This window comes from Isoptericola sp. NPDC056573 (assembly GCF_042793335.1).
Lineage (GTDB): Bacteria > Actinomycetota > Actinomycetes > Actinomycetales > Cellulomonadaceae > Isoptericola.
This window is the reverse complement of record NZ_JBHTUY010000009.1, coordinates 106,088-132,252: the sequence shown is the minus strand read 5'-3', so window position 1 is coordinate 132,252 and position 26,165 is coordinate 106,088. Positions and strand designations below refer to the sequence as shown.

Here is a 26,165-nt window from a genome sequence, read left to right as displayed (position 1 = left end):
AGGAACGATGTTCGCGAGGTCGCTGGGCGACGACGGCGCGGAGCTGCGTCCGCTGGAGCCGTGGCACGCGGAGGAGCTGCTGGCGACGATCGACCGCGGCCGCGAGTTCGTCGGTCGGTTCGTCGGCCTGGCGGACCGCATCACGGACCTCGCCTCGAGCCGGTCGTTCCTCGAGTCGTACGCGCAGAAGGCGGCCAGCGACACCGGGCGCCTCTACGGCATCTGGCTGGACGGCACCCTGGTGGGCGGCGTCCTGTTCCGCACGATGGACGTGGCACAGGGCACGGCCGAGGCCGGGTGCTGGCTGGAGCCGGCGGCCGCCGGCCGGGGCCTCGTGACGCGGGCGTCGCGCGTCATCATCGACTGGGCGGTCCGCGAGCGCGGCATCCACCGCGTGGAGTGGTGGGCGGCGTCGGGCAACGCGCCGAGCATCGCCGTCGCCCGCAGGCTGGGGATGCGGCGCGACGGCGTGCTGCGCGAGCACCACGAGCACCGGGGCGTGCGGCAGGACATCGAGGTCTGGTCGGTGCTCGCGCCGGAGTGGGAGGCACAGGCATGAGCGGCGGCCCGCACGACGACGTCGAGTTGATCGGCGGCGTCGAGAAGCGCGAGATCGTGCTCGTGGAGCCGGACCCGGCCTGGCCGGCGCGGTTCGAGCGGGAGCGTGCCCGCGTCGTCGCCGCCCTCGGCCCGGTGGCGGTGCGGGTGGACCACGTGGGGTCGACGTCGGTGCCCGGGCTCGCTGCCAAGCCGATCGTCGACATCGACGTCAGCGTGCCCGACGTCGAGGACGAGAGCGCCTACCTGCCCGCGCTGCTCGCGGCCGGCTACGAGCTGCGCGTGCGGGAGCCCGGCCACCGCCTGGTCCGCACGCCCGAGCGCGACGTGCACGTCCACGTGTGCGCCGCCGGCAGCGACTGGGAGCGGAACCACCTGCTGTTCCGCGACCGGCTCCGGCACGACGCCGACGACCACGCCGCCTACGCCGCGCTCAAGCGCGAGCTCGCGGCCCGCGACTGGCCGAGCATGAACGCCTACGCCGACGCCAAGGGCGGGCTGATCGCCGAGATCACCGCCCGGGCGGAGGCGTGGGCCGCCGCCACGGGCTGGACGACCTAGCCCTCAGCCGTCCGCGCCGTCGCGCCGTCGTCGCCCGCGCCGGTCTCCTGGTCCAGCAGCGTGCCCGCCGCGTGCGCCTCGAAGAGCGTGGACGCGGCCTCGGCGTCGCCGTCGTCGAGGACGTCGAGCAGGCTGCGGTGCCAGTCGGCCACCTGGTGCCAGTCGCCCGTGAACTCGGGGTCGCCGAGCAGGTGCATCGACCGCAGGCTGGGCTCGATGATGTCCCACATGCGCGGCAGGTAGGTGTTGCCGCTGGCCTCGATGACGGCGCGGTGGAAGCCGAAGTCGAGCTCGCGGAACGCGGGCAGGTCGGCGGCGTCGACGGCGCCGTGCATCTCGTCGATGACCTTCTCCAGGCTGGAGCGGGTCTCGGGCGCGAGCTGCCCGCACGCGAGCCGGCCGGCGAGCGCCTCGAGGGCGACGCGCGCCTGCTTGGCCTGCTGCGCCTCCTCGTCGGAGTACTGCGCCACGAAGTTGCCCTGGTGGCGCACGTGCGTCACCAGGCCCTCGTGGGCGAGGCGCTTGAGCGCGTCGCGCACGGGCGCCTGGCTGACCTGGAGGCGGCGGGCGAGCTGCGACTCGACGAGCTGCTCCCCCGGTTCGAGCTGGGACGTCTTGATCATCGACTTCACGAGGTCGTAGATCTGGTCCGACAGCAGCCCGCGCTCCAGGCCGCTGATCGAGCTGAGCGCGTCCGTCATCCCTGCAGCCTCACGTCGTTCCTCGGGTCGTTATCGACAATCGTTTGTGCGTCGTCAGCGTACGCCGCCAGCCACGCGTCCGCGATCATCCGGGACGCCGGCGGCGTCGGGTGCACGCCGTCCGGGGCGAGGGCCGCGGCACCGGCGTCCCGGGCGGCGCGGGTCAGCAGGGAGTGCAGCGGCACCAGCGCGGCCCCGGTCTCGGCGGCCAGGCGCGCGACGACGTCCCGCTTGCCGTCGAGGTCCTCGAACCAGCCCTCCTGCTCGTCGCGCACGGGGAGCAGGAACGGCTCGACCAGCACGAGCCGCGGGCTGCCCGGCACGCGCGCGAGTAGCCGCCGGTAGGTGGCCTCGAACGCCTCGGCGCTCGTCGCGTCGTCGGAGTCGAAGCGGCGCCAGGTGTCGTTGACCCCCACGTACACGGTGAGGACGTCGGGCGCCGTCGGCGCGACGTCGCGTTCCCACCGCTCCTCGAGGTCGACGGCGCGGTTGCCGCCGATGCCGAGGTTGAGCACGACGGCGTCGGGCAGGTCCGCCGCGACGAGGGAGACGTAGCCGTCGCCGAGCGACGCCTCGTCCGCGCGGTCGCGGCCCGCGTCGGTGATGGAGTCCCCGACGAACACGAGGCGTCCGGGGGCTGCACTGCTGGTCATGAGCTCTCCTTCGAGTGGCGGACGGGTCCGACCGTAGCGGGTCGGGGCCGCCGTCGCCGCATTGTCAGCGATTATCGATTAATGTAACCTGCCGGTGCTTGACGATCCGGGCGCGCCGCACCCGCGTCGCCCCGAGAACCCCGTGACCACACGAGAGGTCGGAGCACTCGCAATGAAGCGACCACTGTCAGCTCTGCTGCTGACGTCCCTGCTCGTCGCAGGGACGCAGACGGCAGCACATGCCGAACCGCCCCCGCAGTCCGCCCCGCAGGCCAAGGCCGGCACCGTCCTCTACGTCTCCCCCGACGGCCGGGACGGCGCGAAGGGCACGCAGAAGCGCCCCCTCGCCACGCTCGAGGGTGCCCGTGACGCGATCCGCGAGCTGCCGAAGGGACAGCGCAAGAAGGGCGTCACCGTGTACCTCCGCGAGGGCACGTACGAGCGCTCGGAGTCCTTCCTCCTCGGCGAGGAGGATTCCGGAACCGCGGACGCCCCCATCACCTACCGCTCCTACCCCGGCGAGCGCGCCACGATCTCGGGCGGCAAGGAGCTGCCCTACGACGGCTTCTCCCCCGTGACCGACGAGGCCGTGCTCGACCGGATCATCGAGACGTCCGCGCACGACGACGTCCTGCAGATCGACCTGCGCGACCTCGGCATCGACGACTACGGCCAGCTCAGCCGGCACGGCTACTGGAAGGCCAACGACGTCTCGACGACGCCGCCCATGGAGCTGTACGTGGACGGCGAGGACATGACCCTCGCCCGCTGGCCCAACGCCGGCGCGGCGAAGGACACCGTCCAGATGAACAAGATCGTCGACCCCGGCCCCACCAAGGACGACGCCGACCTGCAGGAGCGCGGCGGCACGTTCAGCTACTCCTACGACCGCCCGCAGTACTGGGGCGAGGCGGAGGACGTCTGGATGGACGGCATCTTCGGCCAGAGCTGGGAGTGGTCGTACAACAAGGTCGAGTCGATCGACACGGACGCCCGGACCATCACGCTGCGGTACGGCGAGATGTCGGGGCTCATGAAGACCTGGTACCCGGACTTCCACTTCGCGCAGAACCTGCTCGAGGAGCTCGACGCGCCGGGCGAGTACTACATCGACCGCGAGACCGGGATGCTCTACCTGGTGCCGAACGCGTCGTTCCTGGCCGAGCGCGGGGCGCCCGTCGTCACGACGCTGGACGAGCCGATGATCCGGACCGACGGGGCGTCGTACGTGACGTTCGACGACCTGGTGCTCGAGTACGGGCGGGCGCTGGGCGTCGTCGTCCTCGGCGGCAGCCACGTGACGGTCTCGAACAGCGACGTGCAGAACTTCGCCGACGGCGGCGTCTCCATCAACTCGCCGGGCCGGTACACGTACGACGGCATCCCGGTGAACCGGGGCGGTCGTGACCACGCCGTCGTCTCCAGCGACATCCGCCACGTGGGCGGGGTCGGCGTCGTGCTGACCGGTGGGGACAAGACGACCCTGGAGCCCGGGCGCAACCGCGTCGAGGACTCGCACATCCACGACTTCGCCTACTACCACAAGGCGTACAACCCGGGCGTCATGTTCGACGGCGTCGGGAACGTCGCACGCGGCAACGAGATCAACGACGCGCCGCACCCGGGCGTCATCGTGCACGGCAACGACCACCTGTTCGAGCAGAACGAGGTGTACGACGTCTGCAAGACGTTCCAGGACCTCGGCGCGATCTACATGAACTCGGGCGAGACGCCGCAGCAGCGCGGGCACGTGTTCCGGCAGAACTACTTCCACGACGTCGGCCTCACCAAGCACGGCGTCGAGGGCATCTACGCCGACAACTTCACGTGGGACCTGGAGATCAGCCAGAACGTCTTCGTGGACATGGGCAACGACGCGATCAAGTCCGGCTCGGCCGACCACATCGACGCCACGAACAACGTGTTCGTCGACACCACCGTGCCGTACGACAACTACACGCAGTGGATGGGCGACGGCGAGGGCAACACCGTCGACCGCGTCTACATGCCGAAGTGGGAGAAGGTGTTCGCCGACAACAAGGACTTCGTCGGCACGCCGTACCTGGAGAAGTACCCCGAGCTGGGCCACTTCTTCGAGGACAACCACTACTTCCCGAACAACTCCACGTTCGCGAAGAACGTCGTGTGGAACCCGGACCGCGCGCGCAACCCCGACGTCAACGCCGAGGGCGCGCTCGACACGAAGAACCTCCTCAACTACGGGACCGGCGACGACGCCAACTGGGTGACGGACGCCGACCCGGGGTTCGTCGACGCGGCGAACGGCGACTACACGCTGCGCGAGGACGCCGCCGTCTTCGACCAGATCCCCGGGTTCGAGGCGATCCCGTTCGGCGAGATCGGCACGGACGGTCACGTCGGCCAGTCGCAGACGCCGGACAGCGTGGCCCTGGAGTCTCTGGTGCTGCCGGCGGACCAGCTGGCGGTGACGCTCGGCGACGAGGTGTCGGTGGCCGCCCAGGCGGTGCCGTGGAACGCCACCCGGCAGGCCGTCACGTACACCTCGAGCGACCCCGAGGTCGCGACCGTCAGCGCCGCGGGGATCCTCACCGCCGTCGCGCCCGGCGAGGTGACCGTGACCGCGGAGGCGAAGGCCGACGCGGGCGTCCGCGACGAGATGACCGTGACCGTGGCGGCCGGCGACGGCGTGCTCCACTCGACGGACTTCGAGACGGGCGGCAACGGCTGGGCCACCGACCCGAACCGCGCGATCGTCGAGGACGGCACGGGCGACCACGTCTACCGGATCAAGAACGGCGCCAACTCCCAGCTCGACCGCTCCTTCTCGGAGTACGCGCTCGACTTCACCGTGACGACGCCCGCCGAGGTGCCCGAGGGCGGGCAGATGCTCGTCTACGACCGCACCGGCAGCACGCCGGGCGGGTACGTCCGCTACCGCCACGCGGCGGCCGGCTCGACGTGGACGATCTTCGACTCCGCGTGGGGCACCGTGAAGGAGGTGACGCTCCCCGCGGGCGAGGGGCTGAAGGCGTCCACGCAGTACGACGTGCGCGTCGTGGTGACGGCGGGCGGCGTGCGCGTGCTGCTCGACGGCGACGAGGTCGTCGCGGGGGCCAACCCGGCGCCCGCCGGCGCCGGCAAGGTCGGCTTCTACGTGCAGGGCTTCACGTCGCTCGACTTCGACGACGTGCGGTTCTCGCTCGTGGGCGTCGACCCGGACGGCCTGACCCTGGCGCCGTCCGAGGCGACGATCGAGCCGGGCGAGACCCACCCGCTCGCGCCGTCGTTCACCCCCGCGGACGCCACGCGCACCGGCCTGGGGTGGACGTCGAGCGACGAGTCCGTCGCGACCGTCGACGCGAAGGGCGTGGTCCGCGGCGTCGCCGCCGGCACGGCCACGATCACGGCGACGTCCACCGTGGTGCCCGGCCTCGCGGCGTCGTCCACCGTGACGGTGCGGGCGGCGGAGCACCCCGTGACGTCGCTCGGCGCCGAGATCCTCGACCCCGCCGCCTGGGCGCCGGGCGAGGGGGTCACGGTGGCCGACGGCGCGGCCCACCTGGCGCCGCGCGGCGCGTGGAGCTTCAAGCCGAAGCAGTTCGGCGACGAGCTGCTCCGGTTCGACACGTCCGTCGGCGCCTTCAACGGCGGCTGGTTCGGGTTCTCCGTGCGGTCCAAGACCGCCGGCGACCCCGTGTGGACCAACAGCAGCTCGGGCTACCTCGTGGTCATCAAGGAGGACGTCATCGAGATGCAGAAGTGGAGCCCCGCCGTCTTCATGGTCGACACGTTCCCCAACACGGTGATCGAGCCGGGCTCCACCCACGAGGTGACGTTCGGCGCCGTCGACGTGGAGGGCGGCACCCGCGTGGTGCTGCGCGTGGACGGCGAGCCCGTGTGGAGCTACCTCGACGACGCGGCCGACAACCCGCTGGCCACCGACGGGTACTTCACCGTCTACCGGCAGGGCCCGGCGGGTGAGATGAGCATCTCCCCCGCGAGCTGACCGAGTTCCCTCCGAGCACGGGATCCGTACCGCCATCCACGGGCGGTACGGATCCCGTGCTCGAAGGGAGTTTCACCTCCCGTCCCCTAGGGTCCTGACCGTGTGGTCGAGAGCGACGTCCCGGGAGACGCTGCGGGTGCGGGCAGCGCTCGACGACGCCACGCACGCGCTCGGATCGACGCTCGACGCCGGACAGCGCGCCGCCGCGGACGTGCTCGCCGCGGCCGGCGCGCGCGTCGCGCTCGGCCGTCGAGGACGGCGGGGCGTCTACCTGCACGGGCCCGTGGGCCGAGGGAAGACGTTCCTCGTCGACGCCCTCCTGAGTGCCCTGCCGCCTGACGGCGTGCTCCGGGTGCACGCCTTCGAGGCAGCCCGGCGGCTGCACGCGGCCGTCGCCCGCGAGTCAGGGAACGCCGGGGCCCTCCCGCGCGCCCTCGCGAGCCTGCTCGACGGCACTCGCGTCCTGTTCCTCGACGAGCTGCACGCCCACGACCCCGGGGACGCGATGATTCTGTCCCGCCTGGTGCGCGAGGCCGTCGGTCGCGGCATCCCGCTGCTCGCGACGTCGAACTACCCGCCCGACGGCCTGCTGCCCAGCCCGCTGCACCATCACCTGGTGCTCCCGCTCGTGCGGTCGATCGCGGAGTGCTGCGACGTGGTGGAGGTCGCGCCCGGCGAGGACTACCGCCGCCGCGGGCACCTCGCGGACCGGTCGGGCTGGCGTGCGGGGGCGTGGGTCGTGCCAGGCAGCGCCGCCCAGGTCACGGCACTCGGGCTCGGCACCCCGGACCCGGGCGACCGCTTCCTGGTGCGGCTCCCGGCGACAGCGCTGCGCACCCTCGCCGCGACCGGCCCCGGCACCCCGGAGGGCGTGGTGCACCTCGACTTCCGCGAGCTGTGCGAGGCACCCACCTCGGTGGGCGACGTCATGGACCTCGTCGACCGGTACGGCACGCTCGTCGTGTGGCGGGTGCCGCGGCTCTCGGCGACGACGGCGGACGGGGCGCAACGGTTCGCGAACCTCGTCGACGTCGCGTGGGACCGGGACGTGCGGCTCGTCGTCCTCGCCACGAGCCCGCCCGACGACGTCCTGGACGCCGACGTGCGCGACCGCGACCGGATCGCCAGCCGCCTCGCCGCCCTTCCCAGGGTCTGAGGCCGGACCGGCCGCGGACGCGCCCGCCTTTCCTCAGCCCTTGACCGAGCCCAGCATCACGCCCGACACGAAGAACCGCTGCACGAACGGGTAGACGCACAGGATCGGCACGATCGTGAGGATCATCGTGACCGCCTGGATGTTGGCCGAGACGGCCTGGGTGGTGGCACCGACGGCGGCAGCACCCTCGGAGGCCGACGACGACGCCCCGGCGATGAGGTTGCGCATGAAGAGCGTGACGGGGAAGAGCTCGTTCTTGTCGAGGTACAGGAACGCCGAGAACCAGTCGTTCCAGTAGGCGACCGAGTAGAACAGCACCATCGTGGCGAGCACGGCCTTCGACAGCGGCAGCACGATGCGGCCGAAGATCCCGAACCACCCCAGCCCGTCGATCTGCGCCGCCTCCTCGAGCTCTTGCGGCAGGTTCTCGAAGAACGACTTCATGACCAGCAGGTTGAAGACGGAGACGGCGCCCGGGAGCACCACCGCCCACATGGTGTTCTTCAGCCCGAGCGACGAGATGAGCACGTAGTTGGGCACCAGCCCGCCGTTGAAGAACATCGTGAAGACCGCGATGCCGATGAGCACCCCGCGACCGCGCAGGTGCCGCTTGGAGATCACGAACGCGAACGTCGTGGTCAGGACCATCGCGATGGTGGTGCCGACGAACGTGTAGACGAGGGTGTTGCGGTAGCTGCTCCAGAACAACCCGTCCTGGGACACGGCCCGGTAGGTGTCGAGGTTGAACCCGACCGGCCAGAAGCTCACCATGCCGGCCTTGATCGCTCCGGGGCTGCTGAACGACTGCGCGAGCACGGTGACGAACGGGTAGAGCATGAACAGGGACACGACCACCAGCGCCACCGTGTTGAACACCGTGAACGCCCGGTACCCCCGGGTGTCCCGCGCCCCGACCGGCGTGCCGGCCGACCGCACGTCGCTCGTGGACGACGTCGCGCGCTGCATCACCACAGGCTTGCTCCCACCACTCGTCGCGAGATGAAGTTGGCGCTCAGCACCATCACGAGCCCGATGCACGCCTGGAAGAGGCCGATGGCGGCCGCGTAGCTGAGGTTGTTGGACACGAGCCCGACCCGGTAGAGGTACGTCGAGATGACGTCCGCCGTGGAGTACGTGAGCGGGTTGTAGAGCAGCAGGACCTTCTCGAACCCGACGTTGAGGAACGTGCCGATGTTGAGGATCAGCAGCGTGATCATCGTGGGCCGGATCCCGGGGATCGTCACGTGCCAGGTCTGCTGCCACCGGTCGGCGCCGTCGATGCGCGCCGCCTCGTAGAGCGACGCGTCCACGGTGGTGAGGGCCGCGAGGTAGAGGATCGTGCCCCAGCCGACGGTCTGCCAGACCTCCGACCCCACGTAGATCGTGCGGAACCACTCCGCCCGTTGCAGGAACGGGATGCCTTCGCCGCCGAGGCCCTCGATGACCTGGTTGACCGTGCCCTGCAGCGACAGCAGCTGCATGACCATGCCCGCCACGATCACCAGCGACAGGAAGTGCGGCAGGTAGGAGATCGACTGGATGGTGCGCTTGAAGGCCTTCTTGCGCACCTCGTTGAGCAGGAGCGCGAGCACGATCGGCAGCGGGAAGCAGACGACGAGCGTCAGCCCTCCGAGGATCACCGTGTTCGAGAAGACCTTCCAGAAGGTGGGGTCGTGGATGAACATCTCCACGTACCGCAGGCCCACCCACTGCTCGCCGAAGATGCTGCCGCCCGGCCGGAACTGCCGGAAGGCGATGACGTTCCCCAGCATCGGCACGTAGCGGAAGACGACCAGGAACAGGACGGGCAGGACGGCGAGGGCGTACAGCTGCCAGTCGCGGCGCAGGCTCAGCCGCCACGACCGACGTGCGGGTCTCGACCGGCCGGCGTCCGCCCTCGGAGGTCGCTCCGAGGGTCTGTCGAGGACCGCCGCCGAAGCGGACGCCTGCCGGTCCGAGGTCGTGCTCACGGGTCAGTTCTTCTCGGCGAAGCGCTGCTGCGCGCCGTTGATCAGGTCCAGGTAGTCCTGGAGGTTCTGCCCCTCGAGCTCGGTGACGTAGTCGTCCCACTCCGCCAGCGGACGGTCGCCGAGGATGAACTTCAGCGTGTTCGTGTCCACGGTGTCCTTGAGCGGGGTGGCGAGCAGGGACGCCTGCTCCAGCTCGGCGTCGTCGAGCGGCGCCGGCGGGAACGGGTCCCGCGGGGTCCGCGACTCCAGGACCCGGTCCATGTACTCGACGAACTGGTCGGAGTTGTAGGACTCCTTCAGGGCGCGCGACTCGGTGGACTCCGCGAGGAACGTGGAGAAGCCGAGGTCCTTCGCGAGGTCGGTCTTGGCGTCCGGGTTGATGTTGTACGCGTCGAGCGAGTAGTCCGGGTCGATCGTGATCGTGCCGTCGGCGTCCTTCGTGTACGTCTCGCCCTCGACGCCCCAGCGCAGCATCTCGCGCGCGTCGGGGCTGTAGTACAGCCAGTCGAGGAACTGGACCAGGGCCACGAAGTGCGGGTCGTTCTTGGCCTCCGCGCTGATCATGAACCCGTGCCAGAAGTTGCGGGGCTCCACGACCTGGCCCGCAGGCCCGCCGGGCGGGGCGATCTGCACGAGCTCGAACTCGGCGTCCGGGTCGGCCTCCTGGAGGGCGAGCTGGAACTCCGCCACCGTGCCGGAGGCACCGGACGCCGCGAACACCGCGCTGCTCGCCACCTTCTCGGACAGCTCGTTCACGCTGCCGTCGCTGGTCGTGGTCAGGGTCTCCGGGTCGAGCAGCCCGTCCTCGACGAGCCCGTGGAAGTACTCGACCATCTCCTTGTACCCGTCGGAGGTGGCGGCGTAGGTGAACTCGCCGGCCCCCTCGTCCCAGAACGTGCCGTTGCCGAAGCCCCAGCCGGCGACGGTGCCGAAGGCGTGCGCCGCGTAGTTGAGCATCGACTGCCCCTCGAACCCGTCGGCGAGCGGCTTGGAGTCGGGGTGCTTCGCCTTGATCTTCTCGAGGGCGACGCGCAGCTCGTCCCAGGTCTCCGGCACCTCGGCACCGACCTCGTCGAAGACGTCCTTGCGGATGATCATCGAGAACACCGGGACGGACACCTCCTGCAACCCCGGGACCATGTAGTACTTCCCGTCGTCCTGCCGGAGGTTGTCGATCATGTCGCCGAGGTCCCACTCCTCGACGTACTTCTGGAAGTTCGGCATGAGGTCGACGTAGTCGCTCATCGGGAGCACCGCGCCCGACGAGACGAAGGGGGCGTCCTCGCCCGTGTAGACGAGCGGGATGATCTGGGGGGCGTCGCCGGCGCTGATGAGCAGGCTGCGCTTCTCCGTGGCGTCGCTGAACGGGATGTTGGTCGGCTGGAGCGTGACGTTGGTCCGCTTCTCGATCTCGTCGAAGAGCTGCCACGAGTCCTTGATCGGGAGCTCCGGCCAGTCGGTCCACAGGATCGAGAAGTCGAGGGGCTCCGTCGCCTTGAACTGCTGGTCGGCGGCGAGATCGGTCATCGACCCCTCGGTGTTGTCCAGCCCGGCGCCGTCCTCCTCCGCCTCGCCGCTGCACGCGGCGAGGAGCAGCAGCGACGACGCCGCGACGGCCGCCGGGACGGCCCGCCACGGGCGGCGCGTCCGCGGTGTCAGATCACCCATGATGTGTCTCCCCTTCGAGATCCCCGGGCCACGTCGCCCGAGCCGACGTACCGTCCGACTGCCCGGTCCGCCCTGGATTTTAGCGTTAAACTAGAGCCCGCCTCCGGGCCCGTCAACCCCTTGTGAGTTGCACGCGCATCACACTGAGCCCCGCGGTGAGGTTGCGCGTGGCGCAGTTGGTTTCAGTAGCGCAAAGTCCGAGAGCGAGACCCACGCTTGCTCTGGACGTCAGATCTCGAAGCGGACGAGTGCCATGCCAGGACCAGGTCGCGGCCACGAGCAGCGTTCCCTGCTGGTCACAGCACGGAACAGGTCGGCGCGCGGAGGGTCTCGTGGTGCTCCAGCGTGAGTGGTCGACGCGTGCCGAGCTGCAGATTGCCGACGTGCGGGGATCAGTGGACAGCCGGGGACTCATGGCGGACCGCCTTGGCTGCCCACCTGTACGGGCTGGCCGGCCATGACACCGAGATGGGTCGTGTGGCCGGGTAGATCGATCAGCACGCCGCCTTATAGAGCGTGGTCGTCTAGAGCGTGGTCGTCGTGCCCCGCAGCTGCGGGGACCTCCTCGGCAACGTCGACGTCATCGACTTGGGCTTGTCTCGAGGTTTCCGCTCCCGCGCCAGCCACCGTGTCGGCAGCCACTTCCGCGGCTAGACGCTCCTCGACAGCGTCCGCGAGCGGCAGATCTACCCAGAAGAACGACAGGTTGGCAGCTTCATCGCGAGCCTCGCGTTCCGCCACGATCTCCCGAGCGATGCGGGTAACCGTGACCCGATCGTGACCTCGGCGGACGAGCTCGCACAGCTCGGCGTCGGGCACACCGTCCCGGATGCGCACGGGCCTCAGCAAGCGGTGGGCCCGTTCACGCACGTCAAGGTCGCCAGCTAGTGCTGCGATGACCTCGAAGGCCCCCGTAAGCGCCCACGGAAGCAGGGTCTCCAGGTGGTTCGAAGTCAGCGCCGCCCAGGCGTCCGGATAGGCTGCCTCGATGGCATCTTCCGCCTCGGCGGCGACCCACATGCGAAGCGCGCCCTCGAGGCCGGCAGCATCCACAGCACGTAGGGCATCCAACTCGCTCAACGCCGACACGAGTACCGACACAAGCTTGTACATCAGCTCGTCACTGTGGTCCTCGCCGGAGTGGTCGTAGAGAAGGCCGATGACCTCGTCGAGGTCGGTGACCAGGGCATCACGCAGTGCGAGGCAGCTGTCGAGGGAGAACCCAGCACGGTAGAGGGCCTGACGCTGCCAGGGGTCTGCGACGCGCGCCGCCACCGCCCGTACGTAGTCGACGGCCTTGCCCAGCCCAGCCTCCTTGGCGCTCGGGACCGAAGTCGACGACCACACGGTCTGCTCTAGCGCCGTCTCCAGGGCGTGCCGAAGGTCGCCATCGACCGCGGCTGCCTCCGCCAACGCTTCGATCGTCAAGGCGTCCAGTGCGTTCTTGGCGTCGCCGGACAAGCGGTCAGGGTCCCTCTTGAGCAGCTCGTTCATGGCTGAGGTCAGGGCCGTCTCGGTTGGGGGTAGCTCCCTCCTGAACGCCTCCCGCCACTTCTGGGCCTGCTCATACCCGTCGGTCATGACGATCAGCCGACCACTGGTGAAGTTGCCTCCGCGCCCAGCGCGCCCTGCGAGGTTCCGCAGCCGGGCGATGTCAGGGACACCCATGGTCTGTGGCGGGTAGGCCGCGATTACGGTGCGAGCTGGGAAGTCAACACCCTCGAGCAGCGTTGGGGTGCAAACGATGCAACGCAGCAGACCGCCCTGCCGCTGTGCTGCCCGCTCGATGACGGTCTTCACCGCCCGAGGGACGTCCGCATGGTGCAGCCCCAACCCAGCGCGCAGGGCAGCCGCTTCTTCCGGGTGGTTGGGTTCAATGGACGCCGCCAACTCCTCGAGCGCTGCCGGCACCGCGCCAGCGTCCGGAACATGCTGCTGGATGGTTTCAAACAGTGCGGGAGCAAGGTTCTTCTGACTTGTGAACACGACGACCAGGCCGTCTTCGAGGTACCGGTTCACCATCGCTGCGGTCTCGTACCTGCGCTCACGGATGCACCCTTCAGTCCTGGACTTCTCACTCGGCTTGAGCGTGAGGACTTGTGTGGCTTCGCCTCCCTCCGACCACAGGTAGCCTTCGAGCGACCTCGTCGGCTTCACGCCCTCTGGCCCGCGCAGGTAGACCAGTCGCTCCATCCATGCCGGTTGCCACTCGGACACGAGCGCATGGCCGCCGACCCAGTCGGCGAGTGCCTGCACATCACTGAACTGGCTCGACAGGAGCACCACGCGCACGTCGCGACGAAGCGCCCTTGCGATGAGCCGCTCCAGGGCGGCGCCGCGACCCGGGGCGTTGACCAGGGTGGCCTCGTCAACGACCAGCAATGTCAGGCTTTCGAGGCTCGCCGCCCCGTCGCCCGTCTCGGCGCGTCTCCAGTCCAGGTCAAGCCGCTCTGGCGTCACCACGACGACGCCCTCGCCTGCGAGGACGGCCGTCGATGCGGGGGTCCCCGTGTCGTAGTCGTGACCTCCTTGCGAGGAGCGGACGTCGACCTCGTCCGGCAGGCTCCGGCGTAGATCTCGGTACAGCTGTCCCACTAGGGCACGCGTGGGACCGACCACGGCGACGAGTGTGCCCTCAGATTTGTCGAGCTCATCGGCGACGACCAGGTCCATCAGAGTGGTCTTGCCGGCGCTGGTGGGCATCTTGATGACCACCGAGCCCTGCCCCCGGTCGAGCAGCCCACCTTGGATGGCCGCCGCCTGCGAGGGCCACAGCGCGTGCTTCCCGTACTGCCGCAGGCGACGGACGACGTGCTGGACAGCTGCTCCGGTGGCGCCAACCTGCCGGGTCAGCGTGACCGGGTGGCGCTCGAGCCTGTGAACCAGGCTGGCCGCGACGTGCTGCGCCGCGTGTACCTGCGCGACCGTGAGGTCGTCATCGAGGTGCTCCCGCCGAGCCGCCTGGAGGAACGCCTCACGGTCGGAGTCGAGGTTAACTACGGCCCTGGCAGCGGCAGCGAACGCCTCGAGCGGATGTCCGGAGAGTGTCGCGCCGGCCCCAGCGAGCCTGCCCGTCAGCAGCTCGGCCATGCCCTTCACGGCTATATCCTCGTCCTGGGCCGCTTCACGGGCGCGGGCAAGACCGATGCCGTCGTGGTCGGCGAGGAACCATAGCGCAGCCTCTACGACGCGGCTCAACCCCGACGGGTCACCGGCGCCCGCGAGGTCTCTCGCCATGTCGGGACTGAGCAGCGCGGTGACCCCCGCGCGGGACTTCGACGAGACCAGTTCCGCCACCCCTCCCGTCAGGTCCGCGTAGGTGAGGTGGCTTGCCAGCACGAAGAGGTTGGTGCGCAGGTCGACGAGATCAGGCACGGCCACGACGTGCAGGACGGAGACTGGGGGCGCTCCGGACCAGTACTCCTTGAGCTTGGCCGGCGTGAGCTTGTCCTCGCCGACCACGGCTACACCGTGCGCCGCGTGCGGCGGCAGCGCCGCCGAAGGGTCGATGAGCCGACCAAGGTGCTGGGCGGCCGCCAGCGCGAAGTGCCGTTGAGCGTCGGGGTGGGTGAGCATGAGCTCAGCTGCTGCCGCCCAGGCGGATGCGAGGTAGTCCGGGTCCAGGTTGGTGCTCTTGCCGATGGCTCCTAGTACGTCTGCAGGCCCACCGCCGGTCCGCGTCTTCACCTCCACAGTGACGGGCTGTGGTTGCTCCCCGGGGGTCAGGCCCATGCACATCACGTCCGGACCCTGAACTGTGGCCTCGGCCACGGGTTTCATGCCCTGGAGCTTGCTGAACGGCGCCTCGAGGCCCACCCGGCGCGTGTACAGCGCGCGCGCCAGCATTTCACCGAAATCGCCGGCGACGACGGTGTCGCGCGTCGGCACCTTGTTGGCGAGCAAGGCGCGGGGGGTCGCCAGCCGTGCGGCATCGGAGACGTACTGGCGCCCGACCTCCACGGCGACGTCGCGCAGGTCGTCGTTAGCCGGTGCGAAGCGCCAACGGTAGACGGTCAGCTGCCCGTCGCACTCAACCGTCGACGTCTGGTACCGCAGGTGTGGTGCGAAGGCCGACATCACCACCTGAGCGCACCTTGCACGTGGCCGGCGAGACGCCCCCGGGTGCACAGCTGGCCGCGTTGGACGGAGGGAGCGAAGGCACGCACGGTCGCGAACCGGGCGTCGCATTCGGCAGGAAAGCGCGGCAGACCCTGGAGGTGGGGCTCAGCGGGGTCCATGGTGACTCTGGACAGAGTGGCGAGGCTGGGCTGTGTCACTGCAGTCACGGTCGCATCTCCTCTACACCACGCCGCGAAGCCGGCCCGTGGTGGGCGAGCGTGTCTTCGCCGTTGTCCAAGGCACGAGGTCGCAGAGGCACCCGCGCCGGCACGGGAACGTACGGCTGATAAGTGGGTGCTGTGGCCATGCCCAGGAACCTAGCGCCCGCAGGGTTTGCGCCCGTGCAACCTGGCGCATCTGGGCTGCAACTTCACACCCCCGTCTCATCATGGATCACCGCGGGAGGCGCAGCTCGACGGCCTGCTCGCCCGCCGCCAGGTCGACCGTCGCCGACGCCGCACCGCAGCGCGCCTCGTACCTGCCGGCGAAGCCCCCGACCTCGATCCGCCCGTCCGCGTCCGTGCGACCCGGCGTCGGACCCGTCCACCACTCGTCGCGCACCAGGGCCCGCAGCGCGTCGTACGCCGGCTTGGGCGTGCCGTCCGCCCGCACGAGCCCCGCCGGGGCGCCGAGCCACGCCCCGGCGTCGCCGAGGCCCCAGTACGTGATCGACTCGACCGCCGGGTGGGCCACGAGCGCCGTGTAGTGCGACACCACGTCGTCCGCCTGGCGCGCCTCGCCCTCGGGCGTCGACGGCCACCGGGCGACCTGGTGGTCGTTGAGGTCCTCGACGTCGGCCGGCATGAGGTCGCCCGAGACGAGCGTCGTCTCGGTCCAGTGGAGCGGCAGCCCGAAGCGCGCGAACCGGTCGCACGCCTCCAGGAGCCGGTCGGCACCGCGGAAGCCCTGGTGCATGTGCGATTGCAGCCCGATCGCATCGATCCGCACCCCCGCGTCGAGCAGCTCCTCGATCAGCCGCTCGTACTCCGGCCCCAGGTCGAAGTCGTTGATCAGCAGGCGCGGCGAGGTGCCCTGGCTGCGCGCCTCGTCGACCGCCAGCCGCACCATCTCGACGCGGCCGAGACGTGCGCACAGCCGGCTGATCGCGTTGGGGACGCCGTCGGGCTCGTTCGTGAACCGGGGCATGATCACCACCTCGTTGATGGCGTCCCACGTGTCGATCAGGCCGGCGAGGTCGCGCACCTCCCGGCGCACGCGCTCGCGGAGCAGCCGCTCGGCGTCGTCCAGCGGCAGGCGGTCGACCCACGGGGCCTTGACCGTGTGCCACACCAGGGGGTGCCCCTTGAGGCGCACCCCCTGGTCGGCGAACCACCGCGCCGCCGCCGTGAGGTCCGCGAGGGCGGTCTCACCGCGCCGCGGCTCGTAGCGCCCCCAGTACACGGGCAGGGTCGCCGTGTCGAACAGCCCCAGCCAGAGGTCCTGGTAGCCGGCGTCCGCGTCCGCCACCTCGAAGGCCGCGCAGCCGAACTCGAACGCGTGGCGCACCTGGCGCACCGTGACGTCCTCATGGGCCAGGGGCCGACCGTCGCCGTCCGTCAGCGTGACGGCGCTCCGGGTGCGCCGGTGATCGAGACCGGTCACGCCGCGCCCTCGGCCCGTCCGCCGTGCCAGGCGTCCTCCGACGTGAGCGGCACGAGCGGCGGCACCACGGGCACGGTCGTCATCTCGACCCGACGGCCCGAGTCCGCGGAGTCGAGCAGTCCCGTCATGACCTCCATGACGTGCAGCCCGACGTCGCCACCGGCGCGCGGGGACGCCGACGCGTCGCCGTCCAGCCCGGCCGCCCCGACCATCTCCAGCAGGCCGATCCCGCGGCCGGCGCCCACGAAGCCGGCGCGCGGGGGCAGCACCTCCCACTCCGTGCCGCCGAGCGACCGCAGCTCGACGTCGCCGTCGAACCGGTTGGGGTCGGGCACCACGAGCGAGCCGGCGGTGCCGTGCACCTCGATCGGCCGCGCGTGCGAGCCGACGGCGTCGAAGCTCACCGTCACGGTGGACAGCGCGCCGCTCGCGTGGCCGAGCACGCCGGTGACGTGCGTCGCCACCTCGACCGGCACGCGCTCCCCCGCCCGCGGGCCGGAGCCGATGGTGCGCTCGTCCCGCGACCGCGAGGCCGCGCCCTGCACCCACGCGACCGGTCCCAGGATCTGCACCAGGCTCGTGAGGTAGTACGGGCCCATGTCGAGCAGCGGCCCGCCGCCCGGTGCGTAGTAGAAGTCCGGGTTCGGGTGCCAGAGCTCGTGCCCCGGGGACACCCATGTGGCGACGGCGGCCGTCGGCGCGCCGATCCGGCCGTCCGCGACGGCGGCTCGGGCGGTCTGCACGCCGGTGCCGAGCACGGTGTCCGGGGCGCAGCCCACGCGGGTGCCCGCGGCCGACGCCGCGGCCATCACTTCGCGCGACGCCGCCAGGTCCACCGCGAGCGGCTTCTCGCCGTAGCGGTCGACGCCGGCCGCCGCGCACGCCTTCGCGACGTGCGCGTGCACGCCGGGCGTCGTGAGGTCCAGGACGACCGACACGTCGGGGTCCGCGACCAGCGCGTCCAGGTCCGCGGCCACCCGCGCCCCGGGCAGCTCCGCCGCGACGGCCTCCGCCCGCGACCGGTCCAGGTCCGTCACCGCGACGACCCGCGCCCGCGGGTGCCCGGCCAGCGTGTCCAGGTACTGGCGCGAGATGACGCCCAGCCCGACGATGCCGATCCCGACCATGTCGTCGCCTCGCGGCGCGTTCGTCGCCCCCACGCCTACCTGCTCGCCCACAGCAGCCCCCTCTCGACGATGGTGCGGACGGTCGGGTTCTCGAGCACGTCCACGGAATGGCCCGGCGTCGCGACGAACACTCGCCCCGCGCCCCACTGCCGCGTCCAGACCGCCGGCGAGGTCACCGGGCGGTGCCACGGGTGCCAGTCGGGCGCCGGGTGCGTGGTGGTGGCGAGGACGTCGATGAGGTCGTCGTGCAGCACCCAGTACTGCTCGGTCTCCAGCTCGACGTCGTCCAGGCCCGCGGTGATCGCGTGCTCCCGGCCCAGGTCCGTGAGCTCGATCGTGTGCCGCAGGTAGTTGTCGGTCTGGTCGCCGTGCCGCAGGTGCGCCTCCTTGCCCGGGTGGGTGGCGAACTGCCCGCCCACCAGCTGGAGGTAGTCCGAGCTGTTCCGGTAGGAGTCGGCGATGCCGCCGTGCCACCCCGCCAGGCCGGTGCCCGCCTCGACGGCCGCGCGCAGACCCTGCAGCGCGGGGCCGCTGATCTGCGACATCGTCACGCACTGCAGCACCAGGTCGGTCGCCGCCATCGCGTCGGCGTCGGCGTACACCTCGTTGTCCGTCTCGACCCGCACCTCGAACCCTTGCTCGCGCAGGAAGGGCAGGAACAGGTCCGTGGCCGCCTCGGGCTGATGGCCGTCCCATCCGCCGCGCACCACGAGCGCTCGTCGCGTCATACGTCTCCTTCGTCGTGTGTCGTCAGACCTTTTCAGAGCCGAGCAAGCCCTTTCCACTCGCCGCGCTGGAGGGGGAGCACCGCGCCGTGCTTGGTGTGCGGGGGCAGGTGCAGCTCGTCGTCCGGCACCGGCTCCCACCGTGCGGACGAGATGTCGGTCGTGGTCAGCGCCCGGTACCCCTGCGGCGGACGGCCGTACTGGTCCACCCACAGGTACCACCGGCTCCCGTCGTGCGTCGGGAAGACGAGCGGCCCCTCGACCGCCGGACCGAAGCCCTGGCCCAGCCCTGTCGCGAGCGTCCTGAAGGCCGGGTTGAAGAACGACGACCCCACCTGGTGGAACACCTGCCACGACCCGGGCGCGGCGTCGTCCTGCTTCGCGAACCGGTGCACCTCGTCGCCGACGGTCACCGCCGTCATGTCGATCACCCCGCCGGGCAGCTCGAGGTACGTCTCGGCGGGGGTGAACGTGCGCAGGTCGCGGGTCGTGGTGGTCAGGATCCGCGGCACACAGGGGCCCTCGTGCCGCGGGTCGTCCGGGGCGTAGAGCGCCGCCGCGAAGTGCAGCACGAGCACGCCGGTGTCCAGGTCGTGGAACACCTCCGGCGCCCAGGCCATGCCCGCGTGCGGCGGCGCGACGGTCATATGGCGCGGCTCCGACCACGTCAGGAGGTCCGGCGAGTCCCAGACGACGACGTCCCGGCTGCCGTGCCGGGCGAACTCCTCCCAGTCCGGGCCGGCGGGACGCCACACCCGCAGGTCCGTGGCGACGAGGTGGAAGCCCTGGCCGTCGGGCCGGCGCACGACGTGCGGGTCGCGGACGCCGGTGGTGCCGGCGCCGGTCTCGAGGACCGGCTCGCCGCCACGGAGCGGACGCCATCGCAGCGGGTCGTCGCCCTCGCTGAGGCTGAGGTGGATCCGCTCCCCGTGGCCCGCCCGGTCCTCCACGAAGTGCACGAGGAGATAGCCGTACGGATCGTCGGAGCACATCGTCGGGCCTTCCCGGTTTATCGTTAATCCGGGCCGACCCTCGCACGGCGGGACCACGTCGTCAAGGCCCGCAGGACGGCGCCGCGCACGGCCTGGCAGGATCACCCCGGGAGGTGGCGCATGGTCACGATGAGCGACGTCGCGCGGGAGGCGGGGGTGTCGATGATGACCGTCTCCAACGTGCTCACGGGCAACAAGCGCGTGGGCGAGCCCACCCGCGACCGGGTGCTCGCGGCGGTCGAGTCGCTCGGGTACGAGGTGAACCTCACCGCCCGGCACCTGCGCGCCGGCCGCACGGACACGGTCGCCCTCATCGTGCCCAGCTTCCACGACTACTTCGGCGAGGTCGCGGACCGGATCGCCCCGCTGGTCGAGGCCGGCGGCCGTCACCTCGTCGTCGAGCGCACCAGCGCGGACGCCCGCAGCGAGATGGAGTCGCTGAGCATGCCGAGGCTGCGGATGTACGACGGCGTCCTCCTCTCGGTGGCCGGCCTGCACAGCGACGAGCTCGACCGGGTCCCGACGTCCACCCCGATCGTGCTCCTGGGCGAGCGGGAGGTGCCCCAGCAGTTCGACCACGTCCGCCTCGCCAACGTCGAGGGCGCCCGGCTGGCGACGGCGCACCTGCTCGAGCGCGGGGCGCGGCGGGTGCTCGCCCTCGGCGCCTCCGTCGAGGCGTCGGTCGGCATGGAGTCGGACCGTCGTGCGGGGTGGGCCGAGGCGCACCGTGCGGCAGGGCTCGTCGCGGACGAGCGCCTCGTCACGCCCGTGCCGGACTTCACCTCCGAGGCCGCGTACGACGCCGTCAGCCGGCTGCTCGACGACGACATGTCGTTCGACGCCGTCTTCGCCGTCAACGACACCGTGGCGTTCGGCGCCGTGGCCGCGCTCGCGGAGCGGGGCGTCCGCGTACCCGACGAGGTCCAGCTGGTGGGCTTCGACAACCTCGGGGTCTCGCGGTTCGTCCCGCCGGGGATCACGTCGGTCGACCCGGGCTACGACGTCGTGGCGGCCACGGCCGTGCGGCTCCTCGAGCAGCGGATGGGGGGCGGGGACGGACCGCACGAGCACGTGACCGTCCCCGTCCGCCTGGTCGAGCGAGGCTCGACCCGCTCCTGAGGCCCCCAGTCCTCGGATCTCTTGCCCACGGGCGACCGCCCGTTCGTTGCCGTGCCCGACGGGTTCCGGCTAGGTTGGCTTCAGTCATCCGATCTTTCTGCCCGTCGCCACGAAGAGGTGCGCATGCCCACCATCACCGACGTCGAGATCACCGACGTCCGTTTCCCCACCTCCCGCACGGCCGACGGGTCGGACGCGATGAACGCGGACGCCGACTACTCGGCCGTGTACGTCGTCCTGCGCACCGACGGCACCGACGCCGCGGGCGAGCCGCTGGCGGGTCACGGCCTGACCTTCACCATCGGGCGCGGCACGGACGTCGTCGCCCTGGCGGCCCGGCACCAGGCGGACCGGCTCGTCGGGCGCGACGTGGACGACGTCGTCGGCGACCTGGGCGCCACGTACCGCAACCTCACCGGCGACAGCCAGCTGCGCTGGCTCGGGCCGGAGAAGGGCGTGGTGCACCTGTCGCTGGCCGCCGTGCTCAACGCTGCCTGGGACCTCGCCGGGCGCCGCGCCGGCAAGCCCGTGTGGCGGCTGCTCGCGGACATGACGCCCGAGCAGCTCGTCGACGTCGCCGACCTGCGCTACCTCTCCGACGCCCTCACCCGCGACGAGGCGCTGGAGATCCTGCGCGCCGCCGAGCCCGGCAAGGCCGAGCGCATCGCGCACCTGGAGCGCCGCGGCTACCCCGCGTACACGACGTCCGCCGGCTGGCTCGGGTACGACGACGCGAAGCTGCGCCGCCTCACCCGGGAGGCCGTGGACGCCGGCTACCGGCACGTGAAGCTCAAGGTCGGCGCGCGCCTCGAGGACGACGTGCGCCGCCTCGGCATCGCGCGCGAGGAGCTCGGGCCGGACCTCACGCTGATGATCGACGCGAACCAGGTGTGGGACGTGCCCGAGGCCATCGAGTGGGTCCGCGCGCTCCAGCGGTTCGACCCGCTGTGGATCGAGGAGCCCACGTCGCCCGACGACGTCCTCGGCCACGCCGCCGTGCGCGAGGGCGTCGCCCCCGTCCGCGTCGCGACGGGCGAGCACTGCCACAACCGCGTGATGTTCAAGCAGCTCTTCCAGGCCGGCGCGACCGACTACTGCCAGCTCGACACCGGGCGCCTCGCCAGCATCAACGAGATCGTCGCCGTGCTGCTGCTCGCCGCGAAGTTCGGCGTCCCCGTCTGCCCCCACGCCGGCGGCGTCGGCCTGTGCGAGATGGTCCAGCACGTGTCGGTGCTCGACTACGTCGCCGTCTCCGGGTCGCTCGACGGGCGGATCACCGAGTTCGTCGACCACCTGCACGAGCACTTCACCGACCCGTGCCTGGTGCGGGACTTCGGCGAGGGCGTGTCGTACGTCGTGCCGACCGCCCCCGGCTACTCCACGCAGATGCGCCCGGAGTCCGTGGCGGAGTTCCGCTTCCCCGGCGGCGCTGCGTGGACGTCGTGACCGTGGTGACCTGGGACACGTTGCCCGGAACACGTTGACCTCAACAAGGGTTCAGGTCGTAGCGTGACCAGCAACGACATCCGCGACGACGAAGGGGACGAGATGCCCGTCTACACCCTGCCCGACCTGCCCTACGACTACAGCGCCCTCGAGCCGCACATCAGCGGCAAGATCATGGAGCTGCACCACGACAAGCACCACGCCGCCTACGTCACCGGCGCCAACACCGCCCTGGACAAGCTCGCCGAGGCCCGCGAGTCCGGCGACAACGCCGCGGTGAACCTGCACGAGAAGAACCTCGCGTTCAACCTCGGCGGCCACACCAACCACACCGTCTTCTGGAACAACCTCTCCCCCGAGGGCGGCGGCCAGCCCGAGGGCGAGCTCGCCGAGGCCGTCAAGGACGCCTTCGGCTCGTTCGAGAAGTTCCAGGCCCAGTTCGCCGCCGTCGCCACCGGCATCCAGGGCTCCGGCTGGGCCGTGCTCGGCTGGGACTCCATCGGCCAGCGCCTCGCGATCTTCCAGCTTTTCGACCAGCAGGCCAACGTCCCCGTCGGCATCACCCCGCTGTTCATGCTGGACATGTGGGAGCACGCCTTCTACCTCGACTACCTCAACGTCAAGGCCGACTACGTCAAGGCCGTCTGGAACATCGCCAACTGGCAGGACGTCGCCGCACGCCTCCAGCGCGCCCGCACCCAGACCGCCGGGCTCATCGTCCCCGCCTGACGGCTGCACCCGAGCGTGTGAGCGGGCGTGCGGCCCTGTCTCCCGGCGGAGGCAGGGCCGCACGTCCGCTCACAGCGCTGTCTGCTGGTAGAGGGCCAGGCGCGGCTCGCCGTCGACGACGACGTACGTGCTGGCCATGAGCGCGACGAACGGCGGGTCGTCGCCGCGCACGGCCCGCGCGCGGTAGACGAGCGCGGCGGCGCCGCCGTCGAGGCCGACGCGGCGCACGTCACGCAGGTCGTAGGAGTCCCACGGCGGCGCGCCGTCGAGCGACGCGACGACGGCGTCGCGGTCGAGCACCGAGCCGTCCACGAGCACCATGAGCGCCGCGGGCGTCATGAGGTCGCCGTAGAACGCGCCCCCGGCGCTCCGGCACAGCGCGTCCCACCCCTGTCGCTCCAGGTCGAGCAGCCGGTCGAGCGTGAGGTCCACCATCGCGCCAGGCTACGGACCACGGCGGGTCCACGCAGGAGGCACACCCCCGGATTCATCGGAGGAATCGGTGCAGCCGGGCGCGAACTGGGCCATAATCCACGACATGTCCCGCACCGATGAGGTCGTCGACGGCGTCCGCCGCATGATCACCGGCGGGGAGCTCGGCCCCGGCGACCGGCTCCCCGTGGAGAAGGACCTCGCCGATCGGCTGGGCGTCTCCCGCGGCTCCCTGCGCGAGGGGGTGCGCGCCCTCACCGTGCTCGGCGTCCTCGACACCCGCCAGGGTGACGGCACGTACGTCACCAGCCTCGACCCCGCCCGGCTCATGTCGTCGCTGCAGTTCGTCGTGGACCTGCACGGCGACACCAGCGCCCGCCCGTTCCACGCCGTCCGCCGCGTGCTCGAGACGGAGGCTGCCGGCCTGGCCGCGCACCGCATCACGCCCGAGGCACTGGAGGAGGCCCGCGCCGTCCTCGACCGGGCGGCGCGCACCCTTGCTCAGGACGACGTCGACCACCCCGCCTTCATCGAGGCCGACACCGCGTTCCACCGGATCGTCGCCGACCAGGGCGGCAACCCCGTGATCACCGCCCTCGTCGAGGCGATCGCCGGCTGCACCGCGCGCGAACGACTCTGGCGAGGCCTGCACGAGGAGGGCGCCGAGGCCCGCACCCAGCGCGACCACGAGGCCGTCTGGCGCGCCCTGGCCGCCGGCGACGCCGAGGCCGCGCGCGTGCGCATGGCCGCGCACCTCCTCGACGTCGAGGAGACCCTGCCCGGCCCGGAGGCCACCGAGGACTGACCCCGCGGGACAGGGTCCCCGGCGGCCGCGCCTAGACTGGACGTCGCCTGCGATCAAGCCACCGGTCACCAGCAGGCGACGCGCGTGAGAGGAACGGAACATGGCCGCCCACGGTGGCATCAATCTGAGCGACGACGGACTCCGGTGGGAGATGTGGGGCGAGATCGACGTCGCCGTCGCCCACGAGGTCTACGCCACGCTGGAGGCTGCGGGCGAGGGTCGCAAGACCCTCGACATGCGCAGGGTGACGTTCATCGACTCGTCCGGCGTGCGCCTCGTGGTCCTCGCGTGCGAGAACGGCCCGCACCCGCGGGTGGTCGGCGCTCCGCAGCTGGTCCGCGACATCTTCGAGATGATGAGCTTCGACATGCTGGTCGACTTCGTCGACGCCGACCCGGCGGAGCCCCTCGACGACGCTACGCGGACGGGGACCGGACCCCGATCGTGAGCAGCAGGTTGGCGTAGACGCGCTGGTCGCCGGTGGCGACCAGCAGGGCGACGTCGTCGGACCGCGCGGCGTCGTAGAACGCGAAGCGGTCCAGCTCGTCCCAGCCGACGTCGGCCCCGAGCATCGCCCGGTAGCCGGTGTGCGCGGGGATCTCCTCCCCCGCGGCGACGACGTCGCCCGCCACGCCACCGGGCACCATGACGGCGGCGGACTCGACGGGCACGGCGTCGAGCAGCACCTCGAGCACCTGGTCCACGGTCAGCAGGCCCGGCCGCAGGTTGAGGTGGACTCGCGCCGCGCCGGGGCGGGCGCCCGTGGAGTGCGGGTAGTTCGCGTCGGCGAGCAGCACCCGCGACCCGTGCCCCGCCGCGGCGAGCGCCGCGACGAGGCCCGGGTGCAACAGCTCGTAGCGCAGCACGACGTCAGACCCGCGCCGGGACCTGGGCGTCGGCGAAGGCGTGCCGCTGCCGGCCGACGCCGTCGATCTCGACCTCGACGACGTCGCCGTCGGCCAGGTACGGGAACCGGCCGGACAGCGCGACGCCCTCGGGGGTGCCGGTGCAGATCAGGTCGCCCGGCTCGAGGGTCATGTACTGCGACAGGTGGTGCACGATCTCGGCGACGCCGAAGATCATGTCCGTCGTCGACGAGTCCTGCCGGGGCTCGCCGTTGACGAACGACCGCAGCCGCAGGTCGGCGGTGTCCACCTCGTCGGCGGGCACCAGCGCCGGGCCGGTCGGCAGGAACGCCGGGCCGCACTTGCCCTTCGACCACTGGCCGAGCGAGTCGTCGAGCTGCCAGGCCCGCTCGCTCACGTCGTCCACCACGGTGTACCCGGCGACGTGCTCGAGCGCCGCGTCGGCCGACGGCAGGTAGCTCGCCTGCTTCCCGACGACGATCGCGAGCTCGACCTCCCAGTCGACCTTGTCCGAGCCGGGCGGGATCGGCACCGTGTCGTCGGGGCCGACCACCGTGTTGGGGTGCTTGAAGAAGATGATCGGCAGGCGCGGCGGCTCGGCGCCGGACTCCCGCGCGTGGGCGGCGTAGTTCTGGCCCACGCAGACGACGGCGGTGGGTCGCGCGATCGGCGCCCCGACGCGCAGGGCGTCCGCGCCGTCGAGCACGGGCAGCTCGCCGGCGGCGAGGGCGGCGCGCGTGCGCGCGATGCCGTCGGCGGCGAGGAAGCCGCCGTCGACGTCGGCGGTCAGCGGCCGCAGGTCGTAGGTGGCGCCGTCGTTGCTGACGGCGGGGATCTCCTGGCCCACCGGGCCCAGGCGGAGCAGCTGCATCGATGTCCTCTGTTCTCTCTGGGGGGCGCCTCGATCATGCGCCCGTGTCGCGTCCCGGTCACATCCGTCCCGCCATG

Annotated in this window: 22 protein-coding genes; 9 read left to right on the top strand and 13 right to left on the bottom strand. The window is 71.3% G+C overall.

What is annotated here, in order from left to right:
• Positions 1 to 7: 7 nt before the first annotated feature.
• Both ACFQ8E_RS16340 and ACFQ8E_RS16335 read left to right on the top strand, forming a co-directional pair.
• Positions 8 to 559, top strand: coding sequence for a GNAT family N-acetyltransferase (locus ACFQ8E_RS16340; protein ID WP_430551622.1), 552 nt, complete (start codon positions 8 to 10; stop codon positions 557 to 559).
• The gene (locus ACFQ8E_RS16335; protein ID WP_430551621.1) at positions 556 to 1,119 is read left to right on the top strand and encodes a GrpB family protein; all 564 of its coding nucleotides are present in this window, start codon (positions 556 to 558) and stop codon (positions 1,117 to 1,119) included. Before ACFQ8E_RS16340 ends, ACFQ8E_RS16335 begins: the two co-directional genes overlap by 4 nt.
• Here ACFQ8E_RS16335 and ACFQ8E_RS16330 read toward each other — a convergent pair.
• Both ACFQ8E_RS16330 and ACFQ8E_RS16325 read right to left on the bottom strand, forming a co-directional pair.
• Entirely contained in the window at positions 1,116 to 1,820 is a 705-nt protein-coding gene (locus ACFQ8E_RS16330) for a GntR family transcriptional regulator (protein ID WP_430551620.1), read from the bottom strand. The genes ACFQ8E_RS16335 and ACFQ8E_RS16330 overlap by 4 nt on opposite strands.
• A complete protein-coding gene (locus tag ACFQ8E_RS16325; RefSeq protein ID WP_430551619.1) occupies positions 1,817 to 2,473 on the bottom strand; it encodes an SGNH/GDSL hydrolase family protein in 657 nt (218 codons plus the stop codon). The genes ACFQ8E_RS16330 and ACFQ8E_RS16325 overlap by 4 nt, the downstream gene beginning before the upstream one ends.
• Before the next feature lie 172 nt (positions 2,474 to 2,645).
• On the opposite strand from ACFQ8E_RS16325, the gene ACFQ8E_RS16320 reads away from it, so the two are divergent.
• Positions 2,646 to 6,461, top strand: a complete 3,816-nt coding sequence (locus tag ACFQ8E_RS16320; RefSeq protein ID WP_430551618.1) for an Ig-like domain-containing protein — start codon at positions 2,646 to 2,648, stop codon at positions 6,459 to 6,461.
• A 100-nt stretch (positions 6,462 to 6,561) separates the two neighbouring features.
• Positions 6,562 to 7,617 carry a cell division protein ZapE gene (gene zapE / locus ACFQ8E_RS16315; RefSeq protein WP_430551617.1) on the top strand — a complete coding sequence of 352 codons (1,056 nt, stop codon included), beginning with the start codon at positions 6,562 to 6,564 and terminating at the stop codon, positions 7,615 to 7,617.
• Between the two features lie 33 nt (positions 7,618 to 7,650).
• Here zapE and ACFQ8E_RS16310 read toward each other — a convergent pair whose 3' ends face one another.
• From ACFQ8E_RS16310 to ACFQ8E_RS16275, 8 genes are all read right to left on the bottom strand, one after another.
• Positions 7,651 to 8,583: a carbohydrate ABC transporter permease gene (locus ACFQ8E_RS16310; RefSeq protein WP_430551616.1), complete on the bottom strand. Its 933-nt coding sequence runs from the start codon at positions 8,581 to 8,583 to the stop codon at positions 7,651 to 7,653.
• On the bottom strand, positions 8,583 to 9,587 hold the full coding sequence (locus ACFQ8E_RS16305; RefSeq protein ID WP_430551615.1) for an ABC transporter permease: 1,005 nt from the start codon (positions 9,585 to 9,587) through the stop codon (positions 8,583 to 8,585). Before ACFQ8E_RS16305 ends, ACFQ8E_RS16310 begins: the two co-directional genes overlap by 1 nt.
• Before the next feature lie 3 nt (positions 9,588 to 9,590).
• Positions 9,591 to 11,255, bottom strand: coding sequence for an extracellular solute-binding protein (locus tag ACFQ8E_RS16300; protein WP_430551614.1), 1,665 nt, complete (start codon positions 11,253 to 11,255; stop codon positions 9,591 to 9,593).
• A gap of 507 nt (positions 11,256 to 11,762) precedes the next feature.
• A complete protein-coding gene (locus tag ACFQ8E_RS16295) occupies positions 11,763 to 15,332 on the bottom strand; it encodes a DEAD/DEAH box helicase (RefSeq protein WP_430551709.1) in 3,570 nt (1,189 codons plus the stop codon).
• Positions 15,333 to 15,767: 435 nt separating this feature from the next.
• Complete coding sequence (locus ACFQ8E_RS16290) at positions 15,768 to 16,976, bottom strand: endo-1,4-beta-xylanase (protein ID WP_430551613.1); 1,209 nt, start codon at positions 16,974 to 16,976, stop codon at positions 15,768 to 15,770.
• The gene (locus ACFQ8E_RS16285; protein WP_430551708.1) at positions 16,973 to 18,103 is read right to left on the bottom strand and encodes a Gfo/Idh/MocA family protein; all 1,131 of its coding nucleotides are present in this window, start codon (positions 18,101 to 18,103) and stop codon (positions 16,973 to 16,975) included. The genes ACFQ8E_RS16290 and ACFQ8E_RS16285 overlap by 4 nt, the downstream gene beginning before the upstream one ends.
• Positions 18,104 to 18,138: 35 nt before the next feature.
• Positions 18,139 to 18,831 (bottom strand): ThuA domain-containing protein, encoded by a 693-nt coding sequence (locus tag ACFQ8E_RS16280; RefSeq protein WP_430551612.1) that lies wholly within the window; start codon positions 18,829 to 18,831, stop codon positions 18,139 to 18,141.
• Between the two features lie 32 nt (positions 18,832 to 18,863).
• Entirely contained in the window at positions 18,864 to 19,820 is a 957-nt protein-coding gene (locus tag ACFQ8E_RS16275) for a glycoside hydrolase family 43 protein (RefSeq protein ID WP_430551611.1), read from the bottom strand.
• A 120-nt stretch (positions 19,821 to 19,940) separates the two neighbouring features.
• Between ACFQ8E_RS16275 and ACFQ8E_RS16270 the strand changes: the two genes are divergently transcribed.
• From ACFQ8E_RS16270 to ACFQ8E_RS16260, 3 genes are all read left to right on the top strand, one after another.
• Positions 19,941 to 20,939 (top strand): LacI family DNA-binding transcriptional regulator, encoded by a 999-nt coding sequence (locus ACFQ8E_RS16270; protein WP_430551610.1) that lies wholly within the window; start codon positions 19,941 to 19,943, stop codon positions 20,937 to 20,939.
• 123 nt (positions 20,940 to 21,062) lie between these two features.
• Positions 21,063 to 22,385: an enolase C-terminal domain-like protein gene (locus ACFQ8E_RS16265; RefSeq protein WP_430551609.1), complete on the top strand. Its 1,323-nt coding sequence runs from the start codon at positions 21,063 to 21,065 to the stop codon at positions 22,383 to 22,385.
• Positions 22,386 to 22,487: 102 nt separating this feature from the next.
• Entirely contained in the window at positions 22,488 to 23,114 is a 627-nt protein-coding gene (locus tag ACFQ8E_RS16260) for a superoxide dismutase (protein ID WP_430551707.1), read from the top strand.
• 69 nt (positions 23,115 to 23,183) lie between these two features.
• On the opposite strand, the gene ACFQ8E_RS16255 is transcribed toward ACFQ8E_RS16260, so the two are convergent.
• Positions 23,184 to 23,549 carry a DUF4440 domain-containing protein gene (locus tag ACFQ8E_RS16255; RefSeq protein WP_430551608.1) on the bottom strand — a complete coding sequence of 122 codons (366 nt, stop codon included), beginning with the start codon at positions 23,547 to 23,549 and terminating at the stop codon, positions 23,184 to 23,186.
• A gap of 103 nt (positions 23,550 to 23,652) precedes the next feature.
• On the opposite strand from ACFQ8E_RS16255, the gene ACFQ8E_RS16250 reads away from it, so the two are divergent.
• Positions 23,653 to 24,351, top strand: coding sequence for a FadR/GntR family transcriptional regulator (locus ACFQ8E_RS16250; RefSeq protein ID WP_430551607.1), 699 nt, complete (start codon positions 23,653 to 23,655; stop codon positions 24,349 to 24,351).
• 100 nt (positions 24,352 to 24,451) lie between these two features.
• Positions 24,452 to 24,799, top strand: coding sequence for an STAS domain-containing protein (locus ACFQ8E_RS16245; protein ID WP_430551606.1), 348 nt, complete (start codon positions 24,452 to 24,454; stop codon positions 24,797 to 24,799).
• Here the strand turns inward: ACFQ8E_RS16245 and ACFQ8E_RS16240 are convergent.
• On the bottom strand, positions 24,768 to 25,217 hold the full coding sequence (locus ACFQ8E_RS16240) for an RbsD/FucU domain-containing protein (RefSeq protein WP_430551605.1): 450 nt from the start codon (positions 25,215 to 25,217) through the stop codon (positions 24,768 to 24,770). The genes ACFQ8E_RS16245 and ACFQ8E_RS16240 overlap by 32 nt on opposite strands.
• Before the next feature lie 4 nt (positions 25,218 to 25,221).
• Positions 25,222 to 26,088, bottom strand: coding sequence for a fumarylacetoacetate hydrolase family protein (locus ACFQ8E_RS16235; protein ID WP_430551604.1), 867 nt, complete (start codon positions 26,086 to 26,088; stop codon positions 25,222 to 25,224).
• Positions 26,089 to 26,165: the final 77 nt, after the last annotated feature.